Genomic DNA, 23216 nt, shown 5'->3' with positions numbered 1-23216 from the left:
AGATAAATACAACAATTATATTTTCCAATTATATAACTATATTGAGATTTCAAATAAGCTGCTTCTAAGTCAAAACCCAAGATGCACCTTCTGAAGCTAAGCTGTGCGTTGGAAAACAGAAATGCATATCAAAAGAGAAATGTATGTTCATCATTGGGTTGAGTTTTTACCGCACTCCCCGGGAAAGGATTTTAAATTATGCAGATTGAGATTAATACTGATCAAAGAGAATTGAAACTTCACGGCAACTATAATTTTCCTATCTATGTTAGTTTTGAAGTTCTTTCACAATATGAGAGCGGCTCTTTTCTCTGGCATTGGCATCCGGAAATTGAAATGACCCTTGTTCTGAAAGGGGAAATGGATTACCAGATCAATGAAACGCTCTATCATATCAAGGCGGGAGAAGGTCTGTTCGGTAATGGGAACACGCTGCACACCGGACATATGCATAATTCTTCGGACTGTACTTATATCTCTACGACTTTTCATCCTCGGGCGCTTTATGGGTATGACTCCAGCCTGATTAACGAAAAGTATGTAGAAACGATATTGAAAGATTCCCTTTTATCTTCGCTCCATTTTACCCGAAATATTAAATGGCACGCTGACATACTGGATGACCTTTCTTTGCTGTATCAGCTTAGCTGTGATAAGCCGCCCGTATGGGAGATGCGTATGCAGATGCTTTTGTATCACATCTGGATTCTTATATGCGAAAATCACAGTCCTGCCCCCAGTACCAGTGCGTCCTCGCAAGTAAAAAATATAGAACGCCTGAAATCTATACTTTCCTTTATTCACAGCCACTATTCAGAAAAAATAACTTTAGAAAATATCGCCTCTTCTGCGGGTTTATGCCGAAGTGAATGCTGCCGTTTTTTTAAAAAGCATATGAATGAATCACTTTTTGATTACCTGCTCTCCTATCGGATTGAACAAAGCCTGCCTATTCTTTTGGAATCAGATCATACGGTAACCGAAGTTTCCGGAATGACTGGCTTTTCTAATCCCTGTTATTTTACAAAAATATTTAAAAAGCAGATGGGGATCTCCCCTACGGATTTCCGAAAGGAAAAATCAAAAGATGCAGCTATATAGCATGGTGTGTTAACACATTTTCATTTCTCCAGGCTTCCACTTGTTCTGTTGACACTCCTGCTGCCAATGCTATCAGATCGACTAAAATATTTTCTTTCAGCAATTTTAATGCCATTTCTTTTTTTCCTTCATTTACTCCCCGCTGAATCCCTCTCTCCAATCCTCTTTTTTCAGCCCAGTACATCTGATGATTATAATCTCTAAGCGCTTTCTCCCGCGCCTCATATTCCATTCGTTTCTTTTCATCTTCACTTAAATGTTTTAATATTTCATAAGCTTCATTAATATATTCATTTTTCTCAGCCATTTCCCTGAATTCCTCCTCACTTTTTCCACTTAAAAACTTTGCCCATTGGTATATTTCACTATCCGGATATTCTCGCTCCCGCAATTTGGTTAATTCCAATACATGAAATTCCAGTTGATCCGTATATAACATTCCGCAGGTATCCTCCCGTAAATGAAAAGAGGAATAGAAATTCTCCATGTTATCAAACAATTTAAAGTCCAGTATTCCAATATGGATACACTTCATGAGGGTTCCGTAAGAATCCCCTTCTTTAATTTGCTCCGTATACATTCTGCATAGGTAAAAAACAGTTCTCTCTGCCCAAAAATCAAATGGGCCCACCTGCATTTCTATATCTATCTGAGATTCATTGTTGAAAATAACCCGGACATCTAAGATTCCTATCTTATCGTCTTTATACTCTTTCCTTAATATGGTAGGAAGTAGTGTGATTTCTTTGATTTCCTCCGGTTTTTTATCTAATAATGCCGAAATAAAACCTCTGCGGACTTTTTCATTTAACATTAACTCCTTAAAGCAAAAATCTACCGTTGGAAGCATCAACGATTTATGGGACTTCCCATTCAATTCCTTTTTACTACACCCCATCTGCCCTCCGATTCTAAGTGTTTCATTTATAATGGAATTGCAAAAGTAAATCCGGAGCGTTTTTAAATTATCTGGATCAATAAGATTGTGCTCTATATTGAGGAAGAGTTGTGCAGATTGATGGCATAGATTTTAAAACAGACTCTGGTATTTCTTCCGCATTATACATATAAAAAGACGGCACTTCAAATTATGCTGCATACCATATGCAATTTTTTCTGTGTGAATTATTGGCTGAATTGCCAGAATTACTTAAGATAAAAATATAATATCAAATTATATAAAAAAAGTCAACCGTTTTTTTATTATCCTCATATTGTTTATAATATATGTTTTAAGAAATCAAATGATTGCGTAGTATGGCACAATAGCCAGAAAAGATTAAACCTATGGAGTGATGCATTTCTCTGCCGAGTGCCTCCTTACAATCCGACTGGCTCCCATCGGATTGTAAGCGGGCAGAGCTGCGAAATGCATCAGGATTTCACAGTGAATTCCCCCAAAGCTTCATTCAGCTCTTGTGTTCCTTCCAGAACAAATTTACCATCCCGTATAATGTCAGTTTTTGTACCGTCATTCTTTACTGCCTCAATAAGCTGTAGTTCATCATATGGTATGGTGATATCGGTATGGCAGCCCAAATAAGCTTTCCCAATATCTTCTTTTCGTAAAAGTGAAACTTCATTGTCTTTGGCGATGATTTCCTTTCCGTCCGGATTGTGGACAGCGATATCTTCAGACCAGCTGTAGCAAGTGTCTCCCACTGCAAAATGCGGACCCATTTTTTCCGCTATGAGAATTGGCAGCTTATCTGAAATCTTATACTTTCTGGCCATTGCGTAAGCAGTAGTATTAGTGCCTATTGCAAATTCTCCCATAGGCAGTGATTCATGATGATATAGTACATTTTCTAAGATATAGCGCTTATTCTCTTCTGCTTTTTCAAAATTACCGCAGGTATATTCTTTGATCATTCCATCTTCAAAGGTAATGGATAAATCTACATACTTAAGTTCATTGAGGTAAACCTCCTTTACCTGAAGCACGCCGGATGTTCCCGCAAGCTTTGGTGAAGTAAATACTTCTCCCACCGGTATATTGACATCTGCCACACAGTTCTCAAAATTCGTCTGTACTGCCGGATCTTTAAGTTCATGAAGCTGTACGGTCAAATCAGTATGATTATCTCCTTTACCTACTATATGAACACAGCTTCCCTGGTCAAGAGCATCTATTATGGTCTGCTGAATTCTTTCATATAAATGATAGTCCAGCGTATTCAGTTTAATTACTTCCCTGAAAATCTCTTCAAACTGCTCCCCAATTTCGGGAATCGGAAATGCTATAATTGTAAAACTCCGCTCCTCACCTTTGATATAACGATTTGTGATCTGTGAAGATTCGTTGTTATAGAATACAGTAAGCTTTTCCTGCTTCTCGGACATATGATAAGCTGCCGGCTTATTCTCCGGTATAAAAGGCTGCTCTCCGAAAATTTCAACACATGCAGGTCCTGCATGACGGTTAGCCAGATCTTTATACTTTTCATAAGCAGTGCGAAGAACCCCCAGCTTACGCTCTACAAATGGCTTATCCAGATAAATTGCATTATCTGCTCTGTGATCGTAGTCAAATTGTTTATTCGGAATTGCGCCATAATATCCTATGCGCAGCTGCTGGCGCTTATTGATGCTATTCACTGCTGAGCGGTAGATTACCGGACGCAGCCCCATTTTCTCAAAGTTTTGGATTGCCTTGCGAATCATTCTTTCAAATCCCAGATTGTAACGGATATTTACAGTTTCTTTTGAGAACAGGTCTATCTTCGCTTTTTCGAAACCAATGCGATATCCTTCCGTATAAGTAGACGCCATCAGATCAATGGTTTTCTGGTCAAGGGAATTCAGATATTCTGCTGTTTTTCTTTCATTCTCTGTTATATATTCGCCGAACTTATAGAGATATCGAAGATCTGACAAATCTTCATTCATAATAAGCTGTACTGCAAAATCCAGATTCGGGTCTACGGACTCCTGAATTCTTCTGGTTACTGTCCTATCGCTGTAATCACTGATAAACCAGTAAAGGATCTGCTGTATTTTCTTGTAAACAGGAAGTTCTTCTTCCTCAAAACAATTATAGATCTCAATAAATACTTCGCATATGATTACCATGTCCCACATTCTGCCCTCAAAGGCAAAAGCAATCATTCCACGCAGTTCTGTGTATAGAAAACTTAGTATTCTGCCGTGAATTTCTCCCAGTTTACTTACCGCATATTCCGGATTTCCGTAACTGTTATCGTAATGCTCCGGAAGTATGTCTTCATATAATGAATGATTCAGTTCCTCCCACTGTTCACAGCTGTATGCATTCAGTTCCCCGCTGCATAATTTTTCAAACAGAACTTTTATTTCCATGATAAAAGACGCCATTTTTTGAAAATAATCAATAAAGGGCGCCGCTACTGTTTCTTCTGCTGCTATTTGAGCGATACGCTCCATGGAAAGATCATAACGCTCCTGATAAATTTTCGCTTCTTCCAGGTCCATAACATCCTCCTTAACTCCATTAATACCTCTCAGATCGGGAATTTTATTTTCCGGACCTGATATTTCCATTCGCAATATTCCGGTCTATAATTTCTTCGCAGAAATCCCAAATTGCCTCAGAACCTTTATGGGTATCTTTATTGCGATCCATAATCTGCATTTCTTTTACTTGATGCTCTCTCCAAGCCTTGCCTTTTGATGCATCATTTAACATCACCGGCTGTACTTTATCCAAAGTCAGGGCAAATTTTGCTTCCGGCGTCTTGGCCGACTCAAATTCTTCCCACAACTCCCGCATATAAGCAGCCTGATCCTCAGGAAGGAGGTTGAAGATTCTGTCTGCCGCTTTCACTTCACGCTCACGCTTCGTCTCATTTCCTTTTTCATCATAAGCATAAGTATCGCCGGCATCTATTTCCACGATATCATGTATCAATACCATTGTAATCGTTTTTAAAACATCTATTTCTTCATTGGCATGTTCGCTTAAGACCGCACACATCATAGCTAAGTGCCAGGAGTGCTCCGTATCATTTTCATGCCTGCTGCCATCTGAAATATAACTTTGTCTTGTGATTTTTTTTAATTTATCCACTTCCATTATAAAATTCATCTGGGCTTCTAATCTGTTCATTTCATTCGCCTACTTTCCTACTCCAATCAAAAATATTGCTACCCATCCCAGAAATATTACACCATTCAAGATTGCTCCAAGCTTCGGAAAAAAAGATATGGAATTCTTTTCCGTCAAACTCAAAAATCCAAGAATTAAACCTGCAAAAGACATGATCATAGCGGTAAGTCCAATCGCTCCCAGGTACTGTCCCCCCTGTCCTCTGAAATAAAAGGACAGATAAGCCAGTACACAGAAGATCAAAAAGGATACACCGCCCAGGACTGAAGCTGTAATTCCACGCTTTGAATGTTTTTTTTCAGCAAATGAATACATTGGTTTCCTAGCCATATATATTTCTCCTCACTCTGTTACAAACACAAAACACCAGATAACCAATCATACCACCGATGGTATTCAATAAAAGGTCGTCTACATCAAAACTTCCCACCTTTGAAATAAGCTGGATGCATTCTACAATCAAACTGAACTGAAAACTCAGCAGAACAATTACCACAAAATGTCTCGTTTTTCGGTTCAGCACCGGAAAAATCGCTCCAAATGGCACAAAGCACAGTACATTTCCAATAATATTAGTAAACACCGCAAAAAATCCCAGCTGTTCTCTATATATCCAAAAGCGTTTAATTTCCTTTAAGGGCTGTAAGTTATAACTGTATTCCCGTTCTGATAATACTCTGCCATAACTTTCTGCAAAAAACAGGAAGTATGTCAGTAAGATAAGGTAGATCATAAATAATACTACGCTTATCCACTTAATCTTTCTTTTAGTTTCCTTTTTCACGAAAATACCTCGATACTAGAACATTACATTCTTTTTTGCCCTCAAAAGCTTTGCTCCATGTACAATTAACAAGATTCCACTTGCAATCCCTGTTACCATAACAGTAATGCCAACCACAATATTGCCTGCTCCTACACTGCTCATTGTTTTGTAAATCTTCTCATTCATGGTATAGCCTCCTTTTATATTGCAGCGCTGACCGCGCCTAATTATTCTGCTCCGTACTGTACATAATATGCATCAATTGCAGCTTTTAAGGCGTCATCAATAATAATTTTGCCTTTATATTCTTTGTTGTACAGATGTTCTACTACCTCTGCCATTGTAACAATAGCAGTTGTTTCTAGTCCGTATGTCTCCTGAATTTCCTGAAGAGCGCTTTTGCTTCCCTGTCCTTTTTCCATACGGTCTACAGAAACTACTAATCCCAGCGGCGTTACCGCTCCCTGTGCTTTGATGATTGGTAGTGTTTCCTGAATAGACGTACCTGCAGTGGTAACATCTTCGATAATTACGATCTTATCACCATCATTAATCGGACTGCCCAAAAGAATTCCTTTGTCACCATGATCTTTTACTTCTTTACGGTTAGAACAGTATCTGATATCTTTACCATAAAATTCACTAATTGCCATAGTAGTTGCTACGGTAAGCGGGATTCCTTTATATGCCGGTCCAAATAATACGTCAAAGTCAAATCCGAATTTTTCGTTGATGGCTTTTGCATAGTATTCTCCCAGCTTACGTAGCTGTGCGCCTGTCCGGTAAAAACCTGTGTTTACAAAAAACGGGGTTTTTCTTCCACTCTTCGTTACAAAATCACCAAATTTTAATACCTGGCAATCCACCATAAATTCTATAAACTCCTGTTTGTATGCTTCCATTTCATTATTCTCCTGTCTGCCTCTTGGCTTGCTATTTTACTGCTCCTATTAATTCTCGTATATCGTCGATTTTATTCTCAATCAGATACTCCTCAATGCCTTTTACTATCTCTGCAGTTGCTGTGGGATTATTAAAATTTGCCGTTCCCACTGATATGGCAGTCGCACCTGCAAGTATAAACTCCAGTGCATCTTCCGCAGTGGCGATTCCTCCCATACCGATGATTGGAAGCTTTACGGCATTTGCTACCTGATAGACCATGCGGACTGCAACTGGTTTTATCGCAGGTCCGGAAAGTCCGCCTGTTTTATTTGCCAGTGCAAAGCATCTTTTTTGTACATTAATCTTCATCCCGGTCAGTGTATTGATCAGGGAAAGTGCATCTGCACCTCCCGCTTCGGCAGCCTTCGCCATCACGGTTATATCTGTAACATTGGGACTTAATTTCATGATAATCGGCTGCTTTGCTCTTTTCTTTACTTCCCTGGTAATGTGTTCAACCGCTTTTGGATCCTGTCCAAAAGCAATACCACCTTCTTTTACATTCGGACAGGAGATATTTATCTCCAGAAGGTCAACCGGCTCTTCTGCAAGGCGTTCTACCACCTGGCAATAATCTTCTGTAGTTTTTCCACATACATTTACAATAATCTTTGTTGAAAACTGCTTCAGAAACGGAATATCTCTCTTGCAGAAAGTCTCCATTCCGGGATTCTGCAGCCCTATGGCATTTATCATTCCTCCATAGGTCTCTGCAATACGTGGAGTGGGATTTCCAGCCCATGGAACATTTGCCACACCCTTGGTCACTACCGCTCCCAGGGTATTCAAATCCACAAATTCGCTGTATTCCGAACCGGAACCGAATGTCCCGGATGCAGTCATAACAGGGTTTTTAAATTGCACCCCGGCAATTTCTACACTTGTATTTAACATAATTTCGCTTTTTCCTCCAATGCCGCATTTACTGCGGCTTTATATCCGGTACTGCGAAAGTGAATTTCTTTCGCTTTTTCCTCCAATGCCGCATTTACTGCGGCTTTTATAAATCTATTTCCGTTGATAAAAATACTGGTCCATCTTTACAGATACGTTTATTGTGTACCTGGGAGTGTTCATCCAATTCTTTGGACTGGCATACACATGCAAGGCAGGCACCTATTCCACATGCCATTCTCTCTTCTAATGAGAGCCAGCATTCGATACCATTTTCCTCTGCATATGATTTCAGTGCACGCAGCATCGGGGTTGGCCCACATGCGTAGATCACATCTGCCGTAAGTCCATTTTCTTTTATTGCATCCAGAACATTTCCCTTAGTGCCCGCACTTCCATCTTCGGTTGCGATATATACTTCTGCATAAGTATTCAATTCACCGGTTAAGAACAACTCATCCCGGTAACCCACGATGGCTTGTTTTTCCCCTTTTAATTCTTTTGCAAGCTGCACCATTGGAGGAATACCGATACCGCCGCCAATTAAAAATGCTTTCCTGCCTTCTTCCATACGGTCCAGGGGAAATCCATTTCCCAGAGGCCCCATAATTTCAATCTGGTCGCCTTCTCCTAATCCGGAGAACTCATCAGTGCCTTTTCCCACTACGCGATAGACAATGCGCAGCGCTTTTTTTTCTTTATTTACTTCACAGATACTGATGGGTCTTGGCAGCAGACGGCTCCCATCCCTGCTGAATACCGATATAAACTGTCCTGGTTTCGCGTGTTCCGTAATCTGTTCAGAATCCAGCCACATGCTGTATACATCCCCGGCAATTTTTTCCTGGCTTATAATTCTGCTTTTTTCTTTTATTTTTTCTTTCACTTTTTCTGCCATGTTAACTCCTTTCTGTTCCCTGGTAGTCCATAAAGCTTGAATTCCCAATAAATGCTAGTGCTCCACAGAACAGTAATGATAGTGACAGTGCTGAATATTTTGTAAGCCTGCAAGGCGAAGTATGGAAGCGGAGTGGTTCCTCCGCTGACTGACGACAACGCGGCAAATGGCAAAACAGGCAGTGCTGTCACTATTGTTACTGTTCGGATGGAGTACTAGAGCGTGTCTGAAAATTGCTTTCTGACAGCTGCGCGTCACAGTTTGTGGGAGATTTGTCCCGAATGAAGGGTGCGTAGCGGACTACGTAACCTGAATTTGGGGCAAATATGCCGCAAAGTGGGGCGTGCAGATGGCGGGAATGAATTTTAAGAAACGCTCTAGAGCTTGTCTGGTATCTTCCTTATTATATGATTGCTTTATCCGCGGTTCTTTAAAGCACCGTCAATGTCTGCTACCATATCTTCTACTGCAGCCCTGGAAGCTTCACCGAAGTTTTCTGCTCCGAATTTCAAATATTGTTCCTGCTTATAAGCAGCTATGATTCCCCTGGAGGAGTTTACGATAGCACCCAGACCATCTTCATTAAAGAAATGTACCAGATCTGCGCCTTTTCCACCTTGTGCTCCGTAACCGGGAACCAGAATATAAGCTTTCGGCATTATTTTACGAAGTACTTTTCCCATTTCAGGATAAGTTGCGCCAACTACAGCCCCAACGTAGCTGTAAGAATCGCCCATGCATTCTTCGCCCCATTGAGCTACTTTTTCGCCCACTAGTTCATAGAGCGGCTTCCCGTCGACCAACTGGTCCTGGAATTCCCCGCTGGATGGATTGGAAGTTTTCACCAAAATGAACAGCCCTTTTTTCTCTTCTTTGCAGACATCGATAAATGGCTTGATTCCATCTGACCCCAGATAAGGATTAACAGTTGCAAAGTCTTCATCAAAGGCTGTATATGTTTTACTTCCCACCTGTACTTTTCCAAGATGACCCACTGCATATGCTGCAGATGTAGAACCGATATCTCCTCTTTTTACATCTCCGATTACAACCAGGTCTTTTTCTTTACAATAATCTACGGTCTTTTTAAATGCTTTTAATCCTTCAATACCAAACTGCTCATACATGGCAATCTGTGGTTTTACAGCAGGTATGATATCATAAGTATGATCTACAATCTCTTTATTAAACTGCCAGATAGCCTCTGCAGCGCCTTCTAAGGTCTCTCCGAATTCTGCATATGCCTTGCTTTTAATATGATCCGGAATATAGCCTAACATCGGGTCTAATCCTACTACAATCGGTGCATGTGTTTTCTGTATTTTGCTTATTAATTTCTGAATCATTTCTTAAAAATCCTCCTGTTTTCCTGATTATTTATCCTTAAATACAATCTCACCGTCACAGATCGTAACTTTTACCCTGCCGGTTACTTTTCTTCCATCAAACGGTGTGTTCTTCCCTTTTGATGCAAATTCTTTTTTATTGATAGTATAAGCTTCATCCGGATCGATTAATACGATATCTGCGGCTTTTCCTTCTGCCAGAGATCCGCGGTCCGTAAGACCCGCTATCCTCGCCGGATTATAACTCATTTTCTCTGCCATCTGCATAGGGGTAATGATATCCTTTTTTACCAGTTCTGTAACCGTTAAGGCTACCGCTGTCTCTAGGCCTGTAATCCCAAATGGCGCACGTTCTATAGATCTGCTCTTTTCTTCTTCACTGTGTGGAGCATGATCTGTGGCAATTACATCCATAATATCATTCTTTAATCCCAGCAATAATGCTTCCTTATCCTCTTTTGTACGAAGTGGCGGATTCATTTTGTAATTTGCGTCATTTTCCTTAATATCATCGGAAGTAAGGGTGAAATGATGGGGACATACTTCTGCCGTTACCCGGATGCCGTCCGCTTTTGCCTCTTCTACCATTCTCACACTGTCTTTGGTAGAACAATGGCAGAGATGAAGTGCTGCTCCTGTTTCCTTAGCAAGAAAAATATCTCTTGCTACAATAACGTCCTCCACCGCATTTGTTATTCCTTTTAGATGCATTTTTTTGGTATGGCAGTCAGCGTTTACAACGCCTCCTTCTACCAGATCAATATCCTCACAATGAGCAAGTACCGGTATATTTCTAGCTGCAGCAATCTGCATCGCTTTACGGTAAAGTCTGGAATTCATAACTGATTTTCCATCTTCACTGATTGCAGGTGCACCTGCATCAATCATCCCTTCAATATCAGCCAGTTCCGTTCCCTCCTGGCCTTTTGTAATCGCACCTACCTGAAGCACATGGATTACCGAATTCGTTTTTGCTTTATTCATTACATAACGAAGTCTTGTTTTATCGTCGGTTACCGGCTTAGTATTGGGCATGGCAAGCACTGTTGTAAATCCGCCCTTTGCTGCGGCTAATGCTCCTGACTCAACTGTTTCTTTATAAGTATATCCCGGATCTCTTAAATGCACATGCATATCGATTAGTCCGGGCATTACATAATATCCGGCAGCATCAATCGTTGTGTCTGCTTTTTCTTTCAGATCCCTGCCTACTTTTTCAATCTTGTCACCTTTAATCAGGATGTCACACTGGTCATCCAGCTTCGTATCCGGGTCAATCACCCTGCCGTTTTTAATTAATATACTCATCTTGGGATTCCTTTCCTGCAACTATTCGAGCTTTAAAATTCCCGGGACTGATACCGGTCAAATTGAAAACTGACCCATTCCCAGGACAACTGAATAATGACTTTTCTCTTCCTTCTGCCTTTTTATCAAATGAATAACAAAATCGCAGAATTTTCCATGATGGATTTATTTTATCATAATCACCAATAAGCCGCAAGTAGTTACAAAAAAAAGCAAGAACCCCATTATCAGTGTTCTTGCCCCTTTCCCCCTATTTTGTTTTCAGACTTTTGAATTTATTTTTATATTTTCTGGACATTAACTTTTTCTGTAACTTATATTCTTTCTTATGCAGCCTGCCAATCTGCTTTGCATCAGCATCCAGAACCTTCTTCATTTTGTCAGACTGCATCCTGGCACTGTTTCTTACAGACAATGCAATAATCAATACACCAAGAACTGCCTGTATAACAAGCACAAGCTTTTCTTCCATCTCTTCGTTCAGCTTCATAAATAATCTCCTTTGCAAATTATTGTCATATTATAGATATTAGTATACTTACTCCATAGTTTCCTTATGTAATGGATATTCTATTCCTGTTTTCAAACACACTTTTATACTACAGCGAAAAATTTCTTGAATTTGGGTTAAGCTGATTAATGACGCTTTGTAGATGTAGGCAGTGTACTGAAAGAGAAGGGGGCGGACCAGGACATTGCATAATTATTTTTCTGAATTTATGATAGCATTTCTTAAATGAAAAAACAAGGGATTGTTATTTTCCTTGAAATCCCTACCTCGCAATGTTATGATAAGGAATAGAAGAATTTAATACACTAAAGGACTATAAATCATGCAAAAATGGGGTGAAAAGCCTTATCGTTCCCTTGATTTTCATTTAAGGGAACTGTTCGGTGAAAAAATATATAAAGTCTCTCTGAACGGAGGGATGACCTGTCCCAACAGGGATGGTACTCTGGGCAGCCTTGGATGCATCTTCTGCAGTGCCGGTGGCTCCGGTGATTTTGCGGCAGACCGCACACTTTCTATCCGGGAACAAATTGAATCACAGAAAAAGGCTTTGCAGGGTAAGAAACCTGTAAAACGTTATATCGCTTATTTTCAGGCATACACCAATACTTATGCGCCGGCAGATTATCTGGAGAAAATCTTTACAGAGGCCATCACACATCCGGACATTGCTGCACTCTCTATCGGGACCAGACCGGACTGTCTGGGTCCGGATGTACTGGAATTGCTGGGACGATTGAATCAAATCAAACCCGTCTGGGTAGAATTAGGATTACAGACCATTCATCCGAATACTGCCAGGCTCATCCGAAGAGGTTATGAATTATCCTGTTTCGATCAGGCTGTTTTACAGCTACGCCGTTTACATATTGATGTTATCGTGCATACCATTCTGGGCCTGCCCGGTGAAGGAACCGCTCAGGTACTGGAGACTATTTCTTATTTAAACAGAGCCGGGATTCAGGGGATAAAACTGCACCTCCTTCACATACTGAAAGGAACTGAACTTGCAGGGCTATATAAAACGGGCGGATGTTCTGTTATGACACTGGAAGAATATGTGGAACTCATCCTATTATGTTTAGAGCATCTTTCTCCCGAGATCACGATCCACCGCCTGACCGGAGATGGTCCCAAAGACCTGCTTCTGGCTCCCCTTTGGAGCAGTAAAAAGCGAACGGTATTAAACACGATCCATCAGGAATTAAAAATAAAAAGTACCTGGCAGGGGCGCCTGTATCTGCAGGAATCTATATAAGAAATCTATATAACGAATCTATATAAGGAATCTATATAAAAAATCTATTTAAGGAATCTATATAAGGAATCTATTTAAGAAGGAGTAATCTATGTCAGAACCGTTAACGTTATACAAATTAATTATTCTGGATATGTTAAAAAAAGTTAATTTTCCCCTGTCCAACAGTCAGATCTCCGAATTTATACTGGACAAGGAATATACGACTTATTTTACGCTTCAGCAGGCTATCTCCGAACTGGTTGATTCCGGACTGGTTCATGTGGAAACCATCCGCAACACTTCCCAGTATCATCTGACTGATACCGGAAGGGAAACCCTGGAATATTTCGAATACAAGATTTCAAAACCTATACAGGATGATATCGATGAGTATTTAAAACAGCATAAAATGGAATTGCGCAATGAAGTATCAATCGTAGCCGATTATTATAAAAATACAAATAATGAATATGAAGCCCATTGCCAGGTAAAAGAGCGCCACTCTGATTTAATCGATATTACCGTTACCGTTCCGCTAAAGGAACAGGCAATTGCCATTTGTGACAACTGGCCGAAAAAGTGTCAAAGTGTCTATGAATTCATTATGAAAGAATTGATGTAACGGAGCGGAACATGTATACTATTTTAATTGTTGAAGACGACAAATCACTGAGTAACGGGATTGCACTTGCACTTCGTGATCCGGAGCTTACTTTTGTTCAGGCATTTGATATTCAAAATGCAGCCGAACTTTACAAAACCCAAAATATTGCCCTTGTCATTCTGGATCTGAATCTTCCGGATGGCAGCGGGCTTGATTTTTTGCGGTCTGTCCGCCAAAGCTCTGATACCCCTGTTCTGATTTTAACTGCAAATGATCTTGAGATGGACATTGTTACCGGACTGGAAAGCGGCGCAGATGATTATATTACAAAGCCTTTCAGCCTCATGGTGCTGCGTGCCAGAGTAAATACACAGATTCGCAGGCTTTCCGCCAAAGAGCCGGGGGATGGCTGCAGGCGATCCTCCTGTATTTCTACCGGAAGTTTCTTTTTTGATTTTGATAACATGATATTTCGAAAGAATCAGGAACGCATTGACCTGAGTAAAACCGAACAGCGCCTGCTGCGCATACTTACTGAAAATAAGGGCCTTACCCTGTCCCGTGCCCAGCTGGTTGATAAAGTCTGGACCGATGGCGCCCAATACGTAGATGAAAACGCTCTCTCGGTCACGATTAAACGTCTTCGTGACAAGCTGGAAGATACCCCGGCTTTCCCACAATATATAAAAACTGTCTATGGGATAGGATATACCTGGCAGGAGGAATCCAATGGATAACCGGTTGATCATTTGTATAATCGCTGCGCTTTCTGCAATTGTGGTATCTGCCTGTCTGGTCATCATGAACAGAATACAGACCCGGCACCTGATCGACCAGTTGAACGAAATGCTGGATGAGGCTGCAAGCGGAAAATTTCAGGAAAAGATCTACGATGAGTCGCTTATGTCCGCACTCAGTGTTAAAATGCATGCATTTCTTACCCAGACCCTTACTTCATCCGGGAATCTGCAAAAAGAAAAAGAGAATATTAATACCCTGATCTCTGACATTTCACACCAGACAAAAACACCGATATCTAATATTCTGCTTTATTCCCAGCTGCTTCAGGAATTGCAGCTGACTTTGGATGCCCGGGAATATTCCGGTCAGATCACTGAGCAGGTAGAAAAGCTGCGTTTTCTGATCGATGCCCTGATACGCACCTCCAGGCTGGAAAATGGAATTATAACGGTAACGCCAGCCATGAATCAAATCCACCCCCTATTTACCCAGACACTCCGCTTCGCTGACCAGTCTCTGTCTGCCAAAAGCCTGCGGCTTCTGATCCATCTGGAAAATGAAACGGATACTGCTTTTTTTGATATGAAATGGACCTTGGAAGCACTTCACAATCTGGTTGATAATGCCATTAAGTACACAAAGGAAGGGGATACGATTCTTCTTAGCGGAATGCCGTATGAATTATTTTACCGCATAGACGTTACGGATCACGGAATTGGGATCCGCGAGGAGGAACGCAATAAGATTTTTACACGTTTCTACCGCTCTCCTTTCGTCTCAGACCAGGAAGGCGTAGGGCTGGGCCTTTATCTTTCCAGGGAAATCATTACCGCACAGGGCGGATATATAAAGGTAAAATCCCAGCCTAATTCCGGCACCGTATTTTCCATCTTTCTTCCCAAAGGTCAATCACAGAGCGTGCCTGAAGCTCAGGAACCTGATTGAAAAATCACAGTACAAGTCTCAAATCTTTCCATTCTGTTATATTTCAGAAAGAAAGTGGAAATAACTTCATGCTATAGTCTGTATATAAGAACTCTTATATGCAGGCTGTTTTTATTTAATAGAAATTGCACTGCTCCAATCAGAAAGGAGATTCAAATGAATATACTTGAAACTACCCAGTTAAAAAAGATTTATGGAAAGGGCGAAACAGCCGTCAGAGCTTTAGACGGGGTTGATCTTACCATAGAAAACGCATCATTTACGGCTATTGTCGGCACCTCCGGAAGTGGAAAGTCCACCCTGCTTCATATGCTTGGCGGGCTTGACCGGCCTACCAGCGGAAAAGTGCTGGTGGACGGGAAAGACATTTTTGCCTTGAAGGAAGAAGAGCTCACGATTTTCCGCAGGAGAAAAATCGGTTTTGTTTTTCAGAATTACAATCTGGTCCCCGTGCTGACTGTTCTTGAAAATATTATGCTGCCAATCGAACTGGACGGCAAAAAACCGGACAATGAATATATAGGCAGGATTATTTCCCTGCTGGGCCTGAAATCCAAACTGGATAATCTGCCGAATAACCTCTCCGGCGGACAGCAGCAGCGAGTTGCCATTGCCCGGGCCCTGGCTTCTAAACCAGCTATTATCCTTGCAGACGAACCTACCGGAAATCTGGACAGCAAAACCAGCTCAGATGTACTGGGGCTTTTAAAAATTACCAGCAGCCGGTTCAACCAGACAATTGTTATGATTACCCACAATGAAGAAATTGCCCAGATGGCTGACAATATCATACACATTGAAGACGGTAAGATCGTAAGGGGGCAGCCGGCATGTTAAAAGTCAAAAATAAAAAGGCCGTTCAGAGAATCGCCTGGAAAAGTTATCATTCTAATAAAACCAGGAACATAATAGCGATATTTGCCATCATGCTGACCACGATGCTCTTTAGCGCACTGTTTACCATTGGAATCACCATGAATGCTTCCTCAGAAATGCAAAGTATGCGCCTGACCGGAGGAAAAGCACATGCCAGCTTCAAAAACCTGACCGAGGAGCAATTGAACCAGTTAAAAACGCATCCGCTGATCAAAGAAGCAGCCATAACCAGAATTTTAACCGGACTGCGGACCGATGCTTATAAAAAATATCCATATCAGGCTGAACTCCGATACGGGAACGATGCCGCAGCAGATGTATTTTTCAGCAAACCGGAAGTTGGGCATATGCCGGAAACAACAGATGAACTGGCGACCGATACTGCCCTGCTGGATTTCCTTGGCATAGAACATAAGCTTGGTGAAAAGGTAACACTTACCTATCCTCTGGGCAATACCGAGGTGACCCATACTTTTACCCTTTGCGGTTTCTGGGAAAAAGATACATCCATCATGCATACACAGGTCTGGCTGTCAAAGGATTTTGCAGCCCACTCCATCGCTGAATATCCTGATGCAGCATCTACTGATATGTCAGCTGGTACCTGGTCTCTCGATATATTATTTGCAGACAGCGGTAATATTAAAAAAGATCTGGAAACCGTCGCTAAAGATAACGGCTATACACTGGATGACCCCCAGGCCGCAAATTATCTGGAAACGGGAATTAGTACGGCATTATCGTCTGTCCGGCTGTCAAACAGTGATCTTATTCTTAATGTATCCATTATGGCGCTTGCGGCATTGATCATCCTTTTGACGGGATACTTGATTATTTATAATATTTTTCAAATTTCCATTACCGCTGATATCCGTTTTTATGGACTCTTAAAGACAATCGGCTCTACCCAGAAGCAGATCAGACGCATTGTGCGGATGCAGGCTTTTTATCTCTCTTGTATCGGCATTCCTATTGGGCTGCTGCTGGGATTTATCATTGGCGCCGGGTTATCCGATATGATTATGAATATCTTAAACAGCAGCGTTTACATCAGTCCCAATCCTCTGATCTTCATCGGTTCTGCCCTGTTTTCTATTATAACGGTGTCCATCGCATGCAGGAAGCCAAGCCGCATGGCTGCATCCGTTACACCGGTGGAAGCTACAAGATATACTGATGGAAATAAAAGATCTAAAAATGTGCGAAAATCCAAAATTGGCGCCAAAGTGCTGCGTATGGCAATTGCGAACCTGAATCGAAACCGGAAAAAAACAATTCTGGTTGTATTATCCCTGACACTGAGCCTCCTGCTTTTGAATGCAACCTATACATTTAGCGGAGGATTTAATAAGGACCGCTTTCTAAGCCAGTTTATACTTTCTGATTTCGTTGTCGGCAACGCAGATTATTTTAAAATGAGGTTTAATCAATATGACTCCCAATCCGCTCTGAGCCAGACTGCAAAGGATTCTCTCCTGAGTCAGGAAGGGATTGAAAGTTATGGAGAAGTAGGTATGTCCAGCAAATATGCCATGTCCTCAATGACCGCAGCCGGATTCGAGAAAGTTACCGGCTACCCTTTTTCATCGGAATATGGCGCTGAATCTGAAGCGGTCAGCCCGGAGGAAGAGATAGATGTCAGCCTTCGTATTTATGGAATGGATGATTTTGCAGCCGGTTACCTGAAAGTTGTGGAAGGAACCCTAGACCGCAGCCAGTGGCAGGATCCCCATTCTATCATCCAGGTCATTCCCAAGGACGACTATGGAAACTATAATAAAGATGATAAAATTTACCAGGTGGGCGATACCATGACGATCGACTATTATGAGGATTTCCCCTGGGATGAAGAAGGGAATATGATCCCTGCAGACAGTCATCCGATATCTTATACAGTAGCTGCCAGCGTACTGATTCCGGAGCCGCTGACCAGTCTGACCTTTGGGACACCTATGTTTGTTCTGTACCAGGATATTCTGAAACAGGATACGAATAACGCATATACACCAATGATCTGCATTGCAAATGCTGACGAAGCACATACCGCAGGTATTGAGTCATTCTTAAAAAATTATACGGAGCAGGTGGAACCTGATATGTCATATAAGTCCAGAACCGGCTATTCAGGCAGCTATACGCTGATCCAGACAGCCATCATTGCTGTAGGCGGCGGGCTCAGCGCAATCATAGCACTGGTGGGGATTCTTAATTTTATCAACGCTGAATTAACAAGTATCATGTCCAGAAAGAGGGAGCTTGCCATGATGCAGAGTATTGGCATGACCGGGCGGCAATTAAAGCAAATGCTGATATTGGAAGGTATCTTCTATGGCATTTTGTCCATTCTGACTGCCTCGGTTCTGAATATCTTTACCAGCCGATTCCTTTTAAGCCCCATAGAACAGATTTACTGGTTCTTCGAATATCACTTCACGATGCTGCCTATACTGATTGTGTTTCCCATTTTCCTGGCATTTGGAATTTTAATCCCTCTGCTGGCTTACCGAAAAGTTTCCCGGCAGACCATTGTAGAAAGGCTGCGAGAGAACGAATAGCAAAACATTTTAATAACAGTTACTCAACACTTTCAATAGATTCTACTATACTCATCCTGGCTATTTTCCGAAGAGGAATGCAGGTAGCTGCCAGACAGGCGATTACAGAAACTGCTGCTGCCTGCAATATAGCCATTACCGGAACTGCTGTAATCTGTATGGTATCTGTGGTGGCTGCATTTATAAAAATAGTGCAAATATAGCCGAGCACTGCCCCTATAACAGAAGCTATGACTGCATAGTAGGCACCTTCCCACAAAAATGTCTTATAAAGGGAACGGCTGCTCATCCCAATGGCGCGCTGAACGCCGATTTCTGTAATCCGGGTATGAATGCTGGTGTATGTGGTATTAATGATATTCAGCAGACCGATCATCCCAATGAAGAAAATCAATCCCCACGCCAGCCATTTCACCTGTGCGTAGCTCTCTTCCAGCTGCTGGTCTGTTTTCTTGTAAGAGATAGAATGGCTTCCGGGATTTTCCTTACAAATTTCATCAATGATCTGATCTGTCTCTGTTTCCTCTACTGTTTTCAAAAACCTGGGATATATCTCGGAATAGCTGCTCTTTCCGGTCAGCTTATCATATACCTGATCAAATACGATAATCTGCACACCATTTGTAAATCCTTCTCCGGACAAGGTTATCTGCTGGCAGTTTCCCTCTACCTGAAGCGGTAAATCAGCAATTTTGATCTGATCCCCCGGATTCAGCGCCGTCCCTTCAAAAGTCTTCCCTTCTACTGCAACCGCAATTGGATTTTTAACCAGACACGACTTTCCTTCTTTTAAATCCTCCATCTGTTTATCCGTCATCCCTGGCAATAAACTCTTCAGCCACTCCTCATCAATACCGATAATCTGAAGTGTCTCATAACTTTGTTTTAACTGAAAGCTTGCCGCAATGTCCAGGGAACCATCTTCTTTTTGATTGTAAATACTGTACTTTAAGGTCGAAACAGATTCTATATCCGCTCTTTTTTTCAAGTCATCGATTACTTTCGGGGCAAAACCGATGTTTTCATTTGTTACGGCATAATCTCCGCGGTGCATATCCTGTACACCTTTGGATGCATCTAACAATGAGGAAAAACTGGTAAGCGCCACGAAAACGGTAATACTCATTACCAATGATAGTATGGTTATGATCGAACGTCCAGGGCTTCTTTTCAGGTTCAGCCTTGCAAAAAAAGCTTCAAAGCTGCGGATCTTACGTTTTCTTCTGTTTTTTCTCTTTACTTTTGTACAGCTTCCGGCCATTGCCAGGGTAGGCGCAACATTAGCCGCATACCTTGCTGCCGGTATGGCTGCAATACAGGCAAATGCCAGTGTAATAAATATACTGATCAACAGCGGAAGTATTTTACCGGAGCTGTTTTGCCCGATCAGATTGGATAACTCCTCCTGACTCTGGGTCATAAAAATGCTTGGGGAAAACAGGGTCGTTGCTGCCTTCGTAATTCCCCCTGCCGATAAAATGCCGGCAATTGCCCCGATCGGAATTCCCAGTCCGCAAAGAAGTAACAGCTGTCTGGCAACCAGATTGTAGAGCTGTCCCGGTACAGCGCCAATTGCGCGTAAAATCCCATATTCCCGAATCTTTTTATTGATGGATATTTTCAGTATATTGTAGATCACCAGACCTGCTGCCAATAGTACCAGTATTCCCACCATTACGCCGGACATTGCCATGAAAGAAAATCCAGCCGCTTCCCGCGTATTTTCGGCCGTTCCCCGGTAAGAAATGTTAAGGGCATCCAGATATACCCAGTTATATTGAATAAGCTTTTCGTCTGCCTGGTACTTATCTGCCAGCCGATCCAGTACATTTTGAAATTCCTGCCTGGATGCCGTAATAAAATCCACCGAGTACATCTGATATTTTTCCGGCAAAAGCTCTTTAGCCGTTCCGGCTCCTACGGCGCCTGTTGTAGTACCGCTGACATAGCCGGTATAATTCGGTTTTAATATACCGCACAATGTAAATTCAGCCTGATATTGATACGGGGCTTCGCTATCCTGTAACAGGGAAATACTTAAATCCAGACGGATGCTGCTGCCTAATTTTCCTTCCAGTTCCAGAAGTTCTAAAACATCCGAAGGAAGTGCTATTTCCCCGGCTTTTTCTGGCAGCCTTCCGGATTCCAGACTGAGTGCAGAAGGGTAGGCACCCAGGTCATTCTGATCATACTCCCGTAACTGCAGATTCAGCCCGCTGTTCTCCATCCGGCTTATCCCTATCGTTATATTGGCACCTGCCCAGGATAAATCCGGTTCTTTAAGAAGACTGTCTTTCTCATTCTCCTTCAGGCTATGAAACGAAGCATAGCGGATTCCATTTAACATACTTGACTGCTGTTCCCGCAATGCCTGCAGAATACCAATGGACTGTCCCACAACCGTTGTCATCATCGTTGATAAAATAATCGCAATCAGAATCAATGCAGAAGTTACTTTCTGCGCTTTTATTTCTTTCCAAGAAAATGAATGATAAGATTTCATCCCGGTTACACCTCCGTAAGCACACCGTCAACAATGGTACACTGACGCTCTGCCATTTTTGCTATTCGGATATCATGAGTGATAATAATCAGGGTTTTTCCCATTTCTCTCCAGATATCGGAAAGAAGTCCCATTACTTCCCCTCCGCTTTTGCTGTCCAGATTACCGGTGGGTTCATCCGCCAGAATAATATCCGGTTTGGCAATCAGGGCCCTGGCTATAGCTACTCTTTGCTGCTGTCCTCCCGAAAGCTCGTTTGGAAGATGGGTAAGCCGCTCTCCGATCCCCAAAAGCTTTGTTAATTCCTTCAGATAATCCTGGTCCAAATGTTTTTTATCCAGCAGCAGAGGCATTTCAATATTCTCCCTTGCGGTCAGTACCGGAAGCAGATTAAACTGCTGGAATATAAATCCGATCTTCCTTCTGCGAAATGCAGATAACTCTTTATCTCCTGTCCGGTAAATATCCTGTCCATCATAGGATACACTGCCCTCACTTGGCTTATCCAGTCCTCCCAGCATATGCAGCAAGGTACTTTTTCCGCTGCCGGAAGGTCCCATAATAGAAATGAAATCCCCCTCCTGAACTTTTAAGTTTACTTTGTTGAGTGCCGTAACCTGATTTTCTCTGACCCCATATACTTTTGACAAGCCTTTTACTTCTATAAACATAAAAACACTCTCCTTTACTTTTCTTTGTAAGGAGAGTGTATCAGGCAAATCTCAAAAATTGCTCAAGGTTTCCATGATGTTTGAAATTTTGTTTCCACCAGCGCACCTGCGGGCTGGTCTTCACTGTTTCCCTTTAGATTCTGAATCGTAAGCTGACCGCCGTGCTTTTCACACAAAAGGCGGCTGATATAAAGACCCATGCCAAAATGTTCCTCGCTGTTTTCTTCTCCGCGCAGAAATGGCTTACCACCCTTTTCCAGTATTTTTTTTGGAAATCCCCCGCCGTCGTCCCGAACTGAAATCACAAGGCAACTGTCCTCTATCGCAATTTGTACCGTGATTTCCTGTCTGGCATAACGTCTGGCATTGGAAACCAGATTTTCCAGTACTTCCTGAATCAAAGATGTATCCAGCCATACGGTCTGTTTTCGGCTGTCCATGTTTTTATTATCCGGATTATTATATTGAAACCGAATATTTGGAACCAGCATCTTCAGTCCCTTTTCCAGCATTTGCGTAAACTGACCCAGATCTGTCTGTTCCGGTTTACAGGCTACCGCTTCCAGTCTCTGGGCTTTGCTCATGGCTTCTACATAGATTTCAATGCGTTGACTGTATTCTTCCATCAAACCGACAGTAGAATCCAGATGCTTCAGATCCGTATTTTGTTGTTCCATCCCCTTGCGCATCAGTTTTGCGCAGCCTTTTAAAACCGTAACCGGATTTCTCAGATCGTGGGCAAATGCAGCATTCAAACGCTTACGCTCTTCCATCTGCCTCCACATTTCCCTGTTGTTCTTCTGAAGTTCTCTGCGCATGGATTCAAAAGCCCCACACAACTGCCCAAGCTCATCCCCTGAAGTCTGCTGCACCTGAAAATCCAGGTCGTTATGCATGATCCGCCTGGCACCATCCTGTAATCTGCCAATAGGATTCTTTAATTTTACCCGGTAGAAAGTGACATCTGCAATAATCAGAGAGGCTATCACAAAAAATACCGGCAGGAAAATCTGAAGAAAATCCCATATCTGAAAAGCAGGCTGCTCAGTACTGTAATTCTCAGTCACTTTTACATCAACGGTTCCCTCCTTCATCTGCGCCACGATATTGTCCCCCTCCTGACGGCGCATTGCAATACATCCCGCAAAGGCAATTCCCCCAAGAATCAGTGCAATGCATAAATAAAATAAGGTAAGGCAGAAAAATGCTTTTTTTAAACCCATTTGTT

The 23216-nt window shown here is 42.0% G+C and carries 23 protein-coding genes; 8 read left to right on the top strand and 15 right to left on the bottom strand.

Annotation, left to right across the window (positions count from 1 at the left end; all coding sequences use genetic code 11):
• Positions 1-198: 198 nt before the first annotated feature.
• Entirely contained in the window at positions 199-1101 is a 903-nt protein-coding gene (locus CD03_RS0109370) for an AraC family transcriptional regulator (RefSeq protein ID WP_027293418.1), read from the top strand.
• Here the strand turns inward: CD03_RS0109370 and CD03_RS33030 are convergent.
• The 9 genes from CD03_RS33030 to CD03_RS0109320 all read right to left on the bottom strand — a co-directional run bounded on the left by CD03_RS33030 (position 1094) and on the right by CD03_RS0109320 (position 8688).
• Complete coding sequence (locus CD03_RS33030; protein ID WP_044289266.1) at positions 1094-1999, bottom strand: Rpn family recombination-promoting nuclease/putative transposase; 906 nt, start codon at positions 1997-1999, stop codon at positions 1094-1096. The two genes, CD03_RS0109370 and CD03_RS33030, sit on opposite strands and share 8 nt — an antisense overlap.
• A 476-nt stretch (positions 2000-2475) precedes the next feature.
• Complete coding sequence (locus tag CD03_RS0109360; protein WP_081820454.1) at positions 2476-4551, bottom strand: aminopeptidase; 2076 nt, start codon at positions 4549-4551, stop codon at positions 2476-2478.
• A gap of 43 nt (positions 4552-4594) precedes the next feature.
• A complete protein-coding gene (locus CD03_RS0109355; protein ID WP_027293416.1) occupies positions 4595-5185 on the bottom strand; it encodes an HD domain-containing protein in 591 nt (196 codons plus the stop codon).
• A 9-nt stretch (positions 5186-5194) separates the two neighbouring features.
• The gene (locus tag CD03_RS0109350) at positions 5195-5515 is read right to left on the bottom strand and encodes a DUF6142 family protein (RefSeq protein WP_027293415.1); all 321 of its coding nucleotides are present in this window, start codon (positions 5513-5515) and stop codon (positions 5195-5197) included.
• Positions 5508-5918, bottom strand: coding sequence for a VanZ family protein (locus tag CD03_RS0109345; RefSeq protein ID WP_242849073.1), 411 nt, complete (start codon positions 5916-5918; stop codon positions 5508-5510). The genes CD03_RS0109350 and CD03_RS0109345 overlap by 8 nt, the downstream gene beginning before the upstream one ends.
• A gap of 66 nt (positions 5919-5984) precedes the next feature.
• Entirely contained in the window at positions 5985-6137 is a 153-nt protein-coding gene (locus tag CD03_RS38230) for a hypothetical protein (RefSeq protein WP_027293413.1), read from the bottom strand.
• Between the two features lie 41 nt (positions 6138-6178).
• Complete coding sequence (gene pyrE / locus CD03_RS0109335) at positions 6179-6853, bottom strand: orotate phosphoribosyltransferase (RefSeq protein WP_027293412.1); 675 nt, start codon at positions 6851-6853, stop codon at positions 6179-6181.
• 31 nt (positions 6854-6884) lie between these two features.
• The gene (locus CD03_RS0109330; RefSeq protein ID WP_027293411.1) at positions 6885-7790 is read right to left on the bottom strand and encodes a dihydroorotate dehydrogenase; all 906 of its coding nucleotides are present in this window, start codon (positions 7788-7790) and stop codon (positions 6885-6887) included.
• 106 nt (positions 7791-7896) lie between these two features.
• A complete protein-coding gene (locus CD03_RS0109320; RefSeq protein WP_044289265.1) occupies positions 7897-8688 on the bottom strand; it encodes a dihydroorotate dehydrogenase electron transfer subunit in 792 nt (263 codons plus the stop codon).
• 247 nt (positions 8689-8935) lie between these two features.
• Between CD03_RS0109320 and CD03_RS39890 the strand changes: the two genes are divergently transcribed.
• Complete coding sequence (locus CD03_RS39890) at positions 8936-9001, top strand: DUF6783 domain-containing protein (protein ID WP_442969733.1); 66 nt, start codon at positions 8936-8938, stop codon at positions 8999-9001.
• A 103-nt stretch (positions 9002-9104) separates the two neighbouring features.
• On the opposite strand, the gene pyrF is transcribed toward CD03_RS39890, so the two are convergent.
• The 3 genes from pyrF to CD03_RS0109305 form a co-directional block, all read right to left on the bottom strand.
• Positions 9105-10034 (bottom strand): orotidine-5'-phosphate decarboxylase, encoded by a 930-nt coding sequence (pyrF, locus tag CD03_RS0109315; protein WP_027293409.1) that lies wholly within the window; start codon positions 10032-10034, stop codon positions 9105-9107.
• A gap of 27 nt (positions 10035-10061) precedes the next feature.
• Positions 10062-11342 (bottom strand): dihydroorotase, encoded by a 1281-nt coding sequence (locus tag CD03_RS0109310; RefSeq protein WP_027293408.1) that lies wholly within the window; start codon positions 11340-11342, stop codon positions 10062-10064.
• 250 nt (positions 11343-11592) lie between these two features.
• Entirely contained in the window at positions 11593-11832 is a 240-nt protein-coding gene (locus tag CD03_RS0109305) for a hypothetical protein (RefSeq protein ID WP_027293407.1), read from the bottom strand.
• A 343-nt stretch (positions 11833-12175) separates the two neighbouring features.
• On the opposite strand from CD03_RS0109305, the gene CD03_RS0109300 reads away from it, so the two are divergent.
• The 6 genes from CD03_RS0109300 (at position 12176) to CD03_RS0109275 (ending at position 18814) form a co-directional block, all read left to right on the top strand.
• Positions 12176-13111: a TIGR01212 family radical SAM protein gene (locus CD03_RS0109300; protein WP_027293406.1), complete on the top strand. Its 936-nt coding sequence runs from the start codon at positions 12176-12178 to the stop codon at positions 13109-13111.
• A gap of 91 nt (positions 13112-13202) precedes the next feature.
• Positions 13203-13715 carry a DUF4364 family protein gene (locus CD03_RS0109295; RefSeq protein WP_027293405.1) on the top strand — a complete coding sequence of 171 codons (513 nt, stop codon included), beginning with the start codon at positions 13203-13205 and terminating at the stop codon, positions 13713-13715.
• 11 nt (positions 13716-13726) lie between these two features.
• The gene (locus tag CD03_RS0109290; protein ID WP_027293404.1) at positions 13727-14434 is read left to right on the top strand and encodes a response regulator transcription factor; all 708 of its coding nucleotides are present in this window, start codon (positions 13727-13729) and stop codon (positions 14432-14434) included.
• Entirely contained in the window at positions 14427-15383 is a 957-nt protein-coding gene (locus tag CD03_RS0109285) for a sensor histidine kinase (RefSeq protein ID WP_027293403.1), read from the top strand. The genes CD03_RS0109290 and CD03_RS0109285 overlap by 8 nt, the downstream gene beginning before the upstream one ends.
• Positions 15384-15539: 156 nt before the next feature.
• Entirely contained in the window at positions 15540-16220 is a 681-nt protein-coding gene (locus CD03_RS0109280) for an ABC transporter ATP-binding protein (protein WP_027293402.1), read from the top strand.
• Positions 16214-18814 carry an ABC transporter permease gene (locus CD03_RS0109275; protein ID WP_027293401.1) on the top strand — a complete coding sequence of 867 codons (2601 nt, stop codon included), beginning with the start codon at positions 16214-16216 and terminating at the stop codon, positions 18812-18814. The genes CD03_RS0109280 and CD03_RS0109275 overlap by 7 nt, the downstream gene beginning before the upstream one ends.
• A 19-nt stretch (positions 18815-18833) precedes the next feature.
• Here CD03_RS0109275 and CD03_RS0109270 read toward each other — a convergent pair whose 3' ends face one another.
• From CD03_RS0109270 to CD03_RS33025, 3 genes are all read right to left on the bottom strand, one after another.
• Positions 18834-21317, bottom strand: coding sequence for an ABC transporter permease (locus tag CD03_RS0109270; protein WP_027293400.1), 2484 nt, complete (start codon positions 21315-21317; stop codon positions 18834-18836).
• A gap of 5 nt (positions 21318-21322) precedes the next feature.
• Positions 21323-21988 carry an ABC transporter ATP-binding protein gene (locus CD03_RS0109265; protein ID WP_027293399.1) on the bottom strand — a complete coding sequence of 222 codons (666 nt, stop codon included), beginning with the start codon at positions 21986-21988 and terminating at the stop codon, positions 21323-21325.
• A 62-nt stretch (positions 21989-22050) separates the two neighbouring features.
• The gene (locus tag CD03_RS33025; protein WP_197041650.1) at positions 22051-23211 is read right to left on the bottom strand and encodes a sensor histidine kinase; all 1161 of its coding nucleotides are present in this window, start codon (positions 23209-23211) and stop codon (positions 22051-22053) included.
• Positions 23212-23216 lie beyond the last annotated feature (5 nt).

Source organism: Robinsoniella sp. KNHs210 (genome assembly GCF_000686105.1).
Lineage (GTDB): Bacteria > Bacillota > Clostridia > Lachnospirales > Lachnospiraceae > Robinsoniella > Robinsoniella peoriensis.
This window is presented reverse-complemented; position numbering and strand designations above follow the sequence as displayed.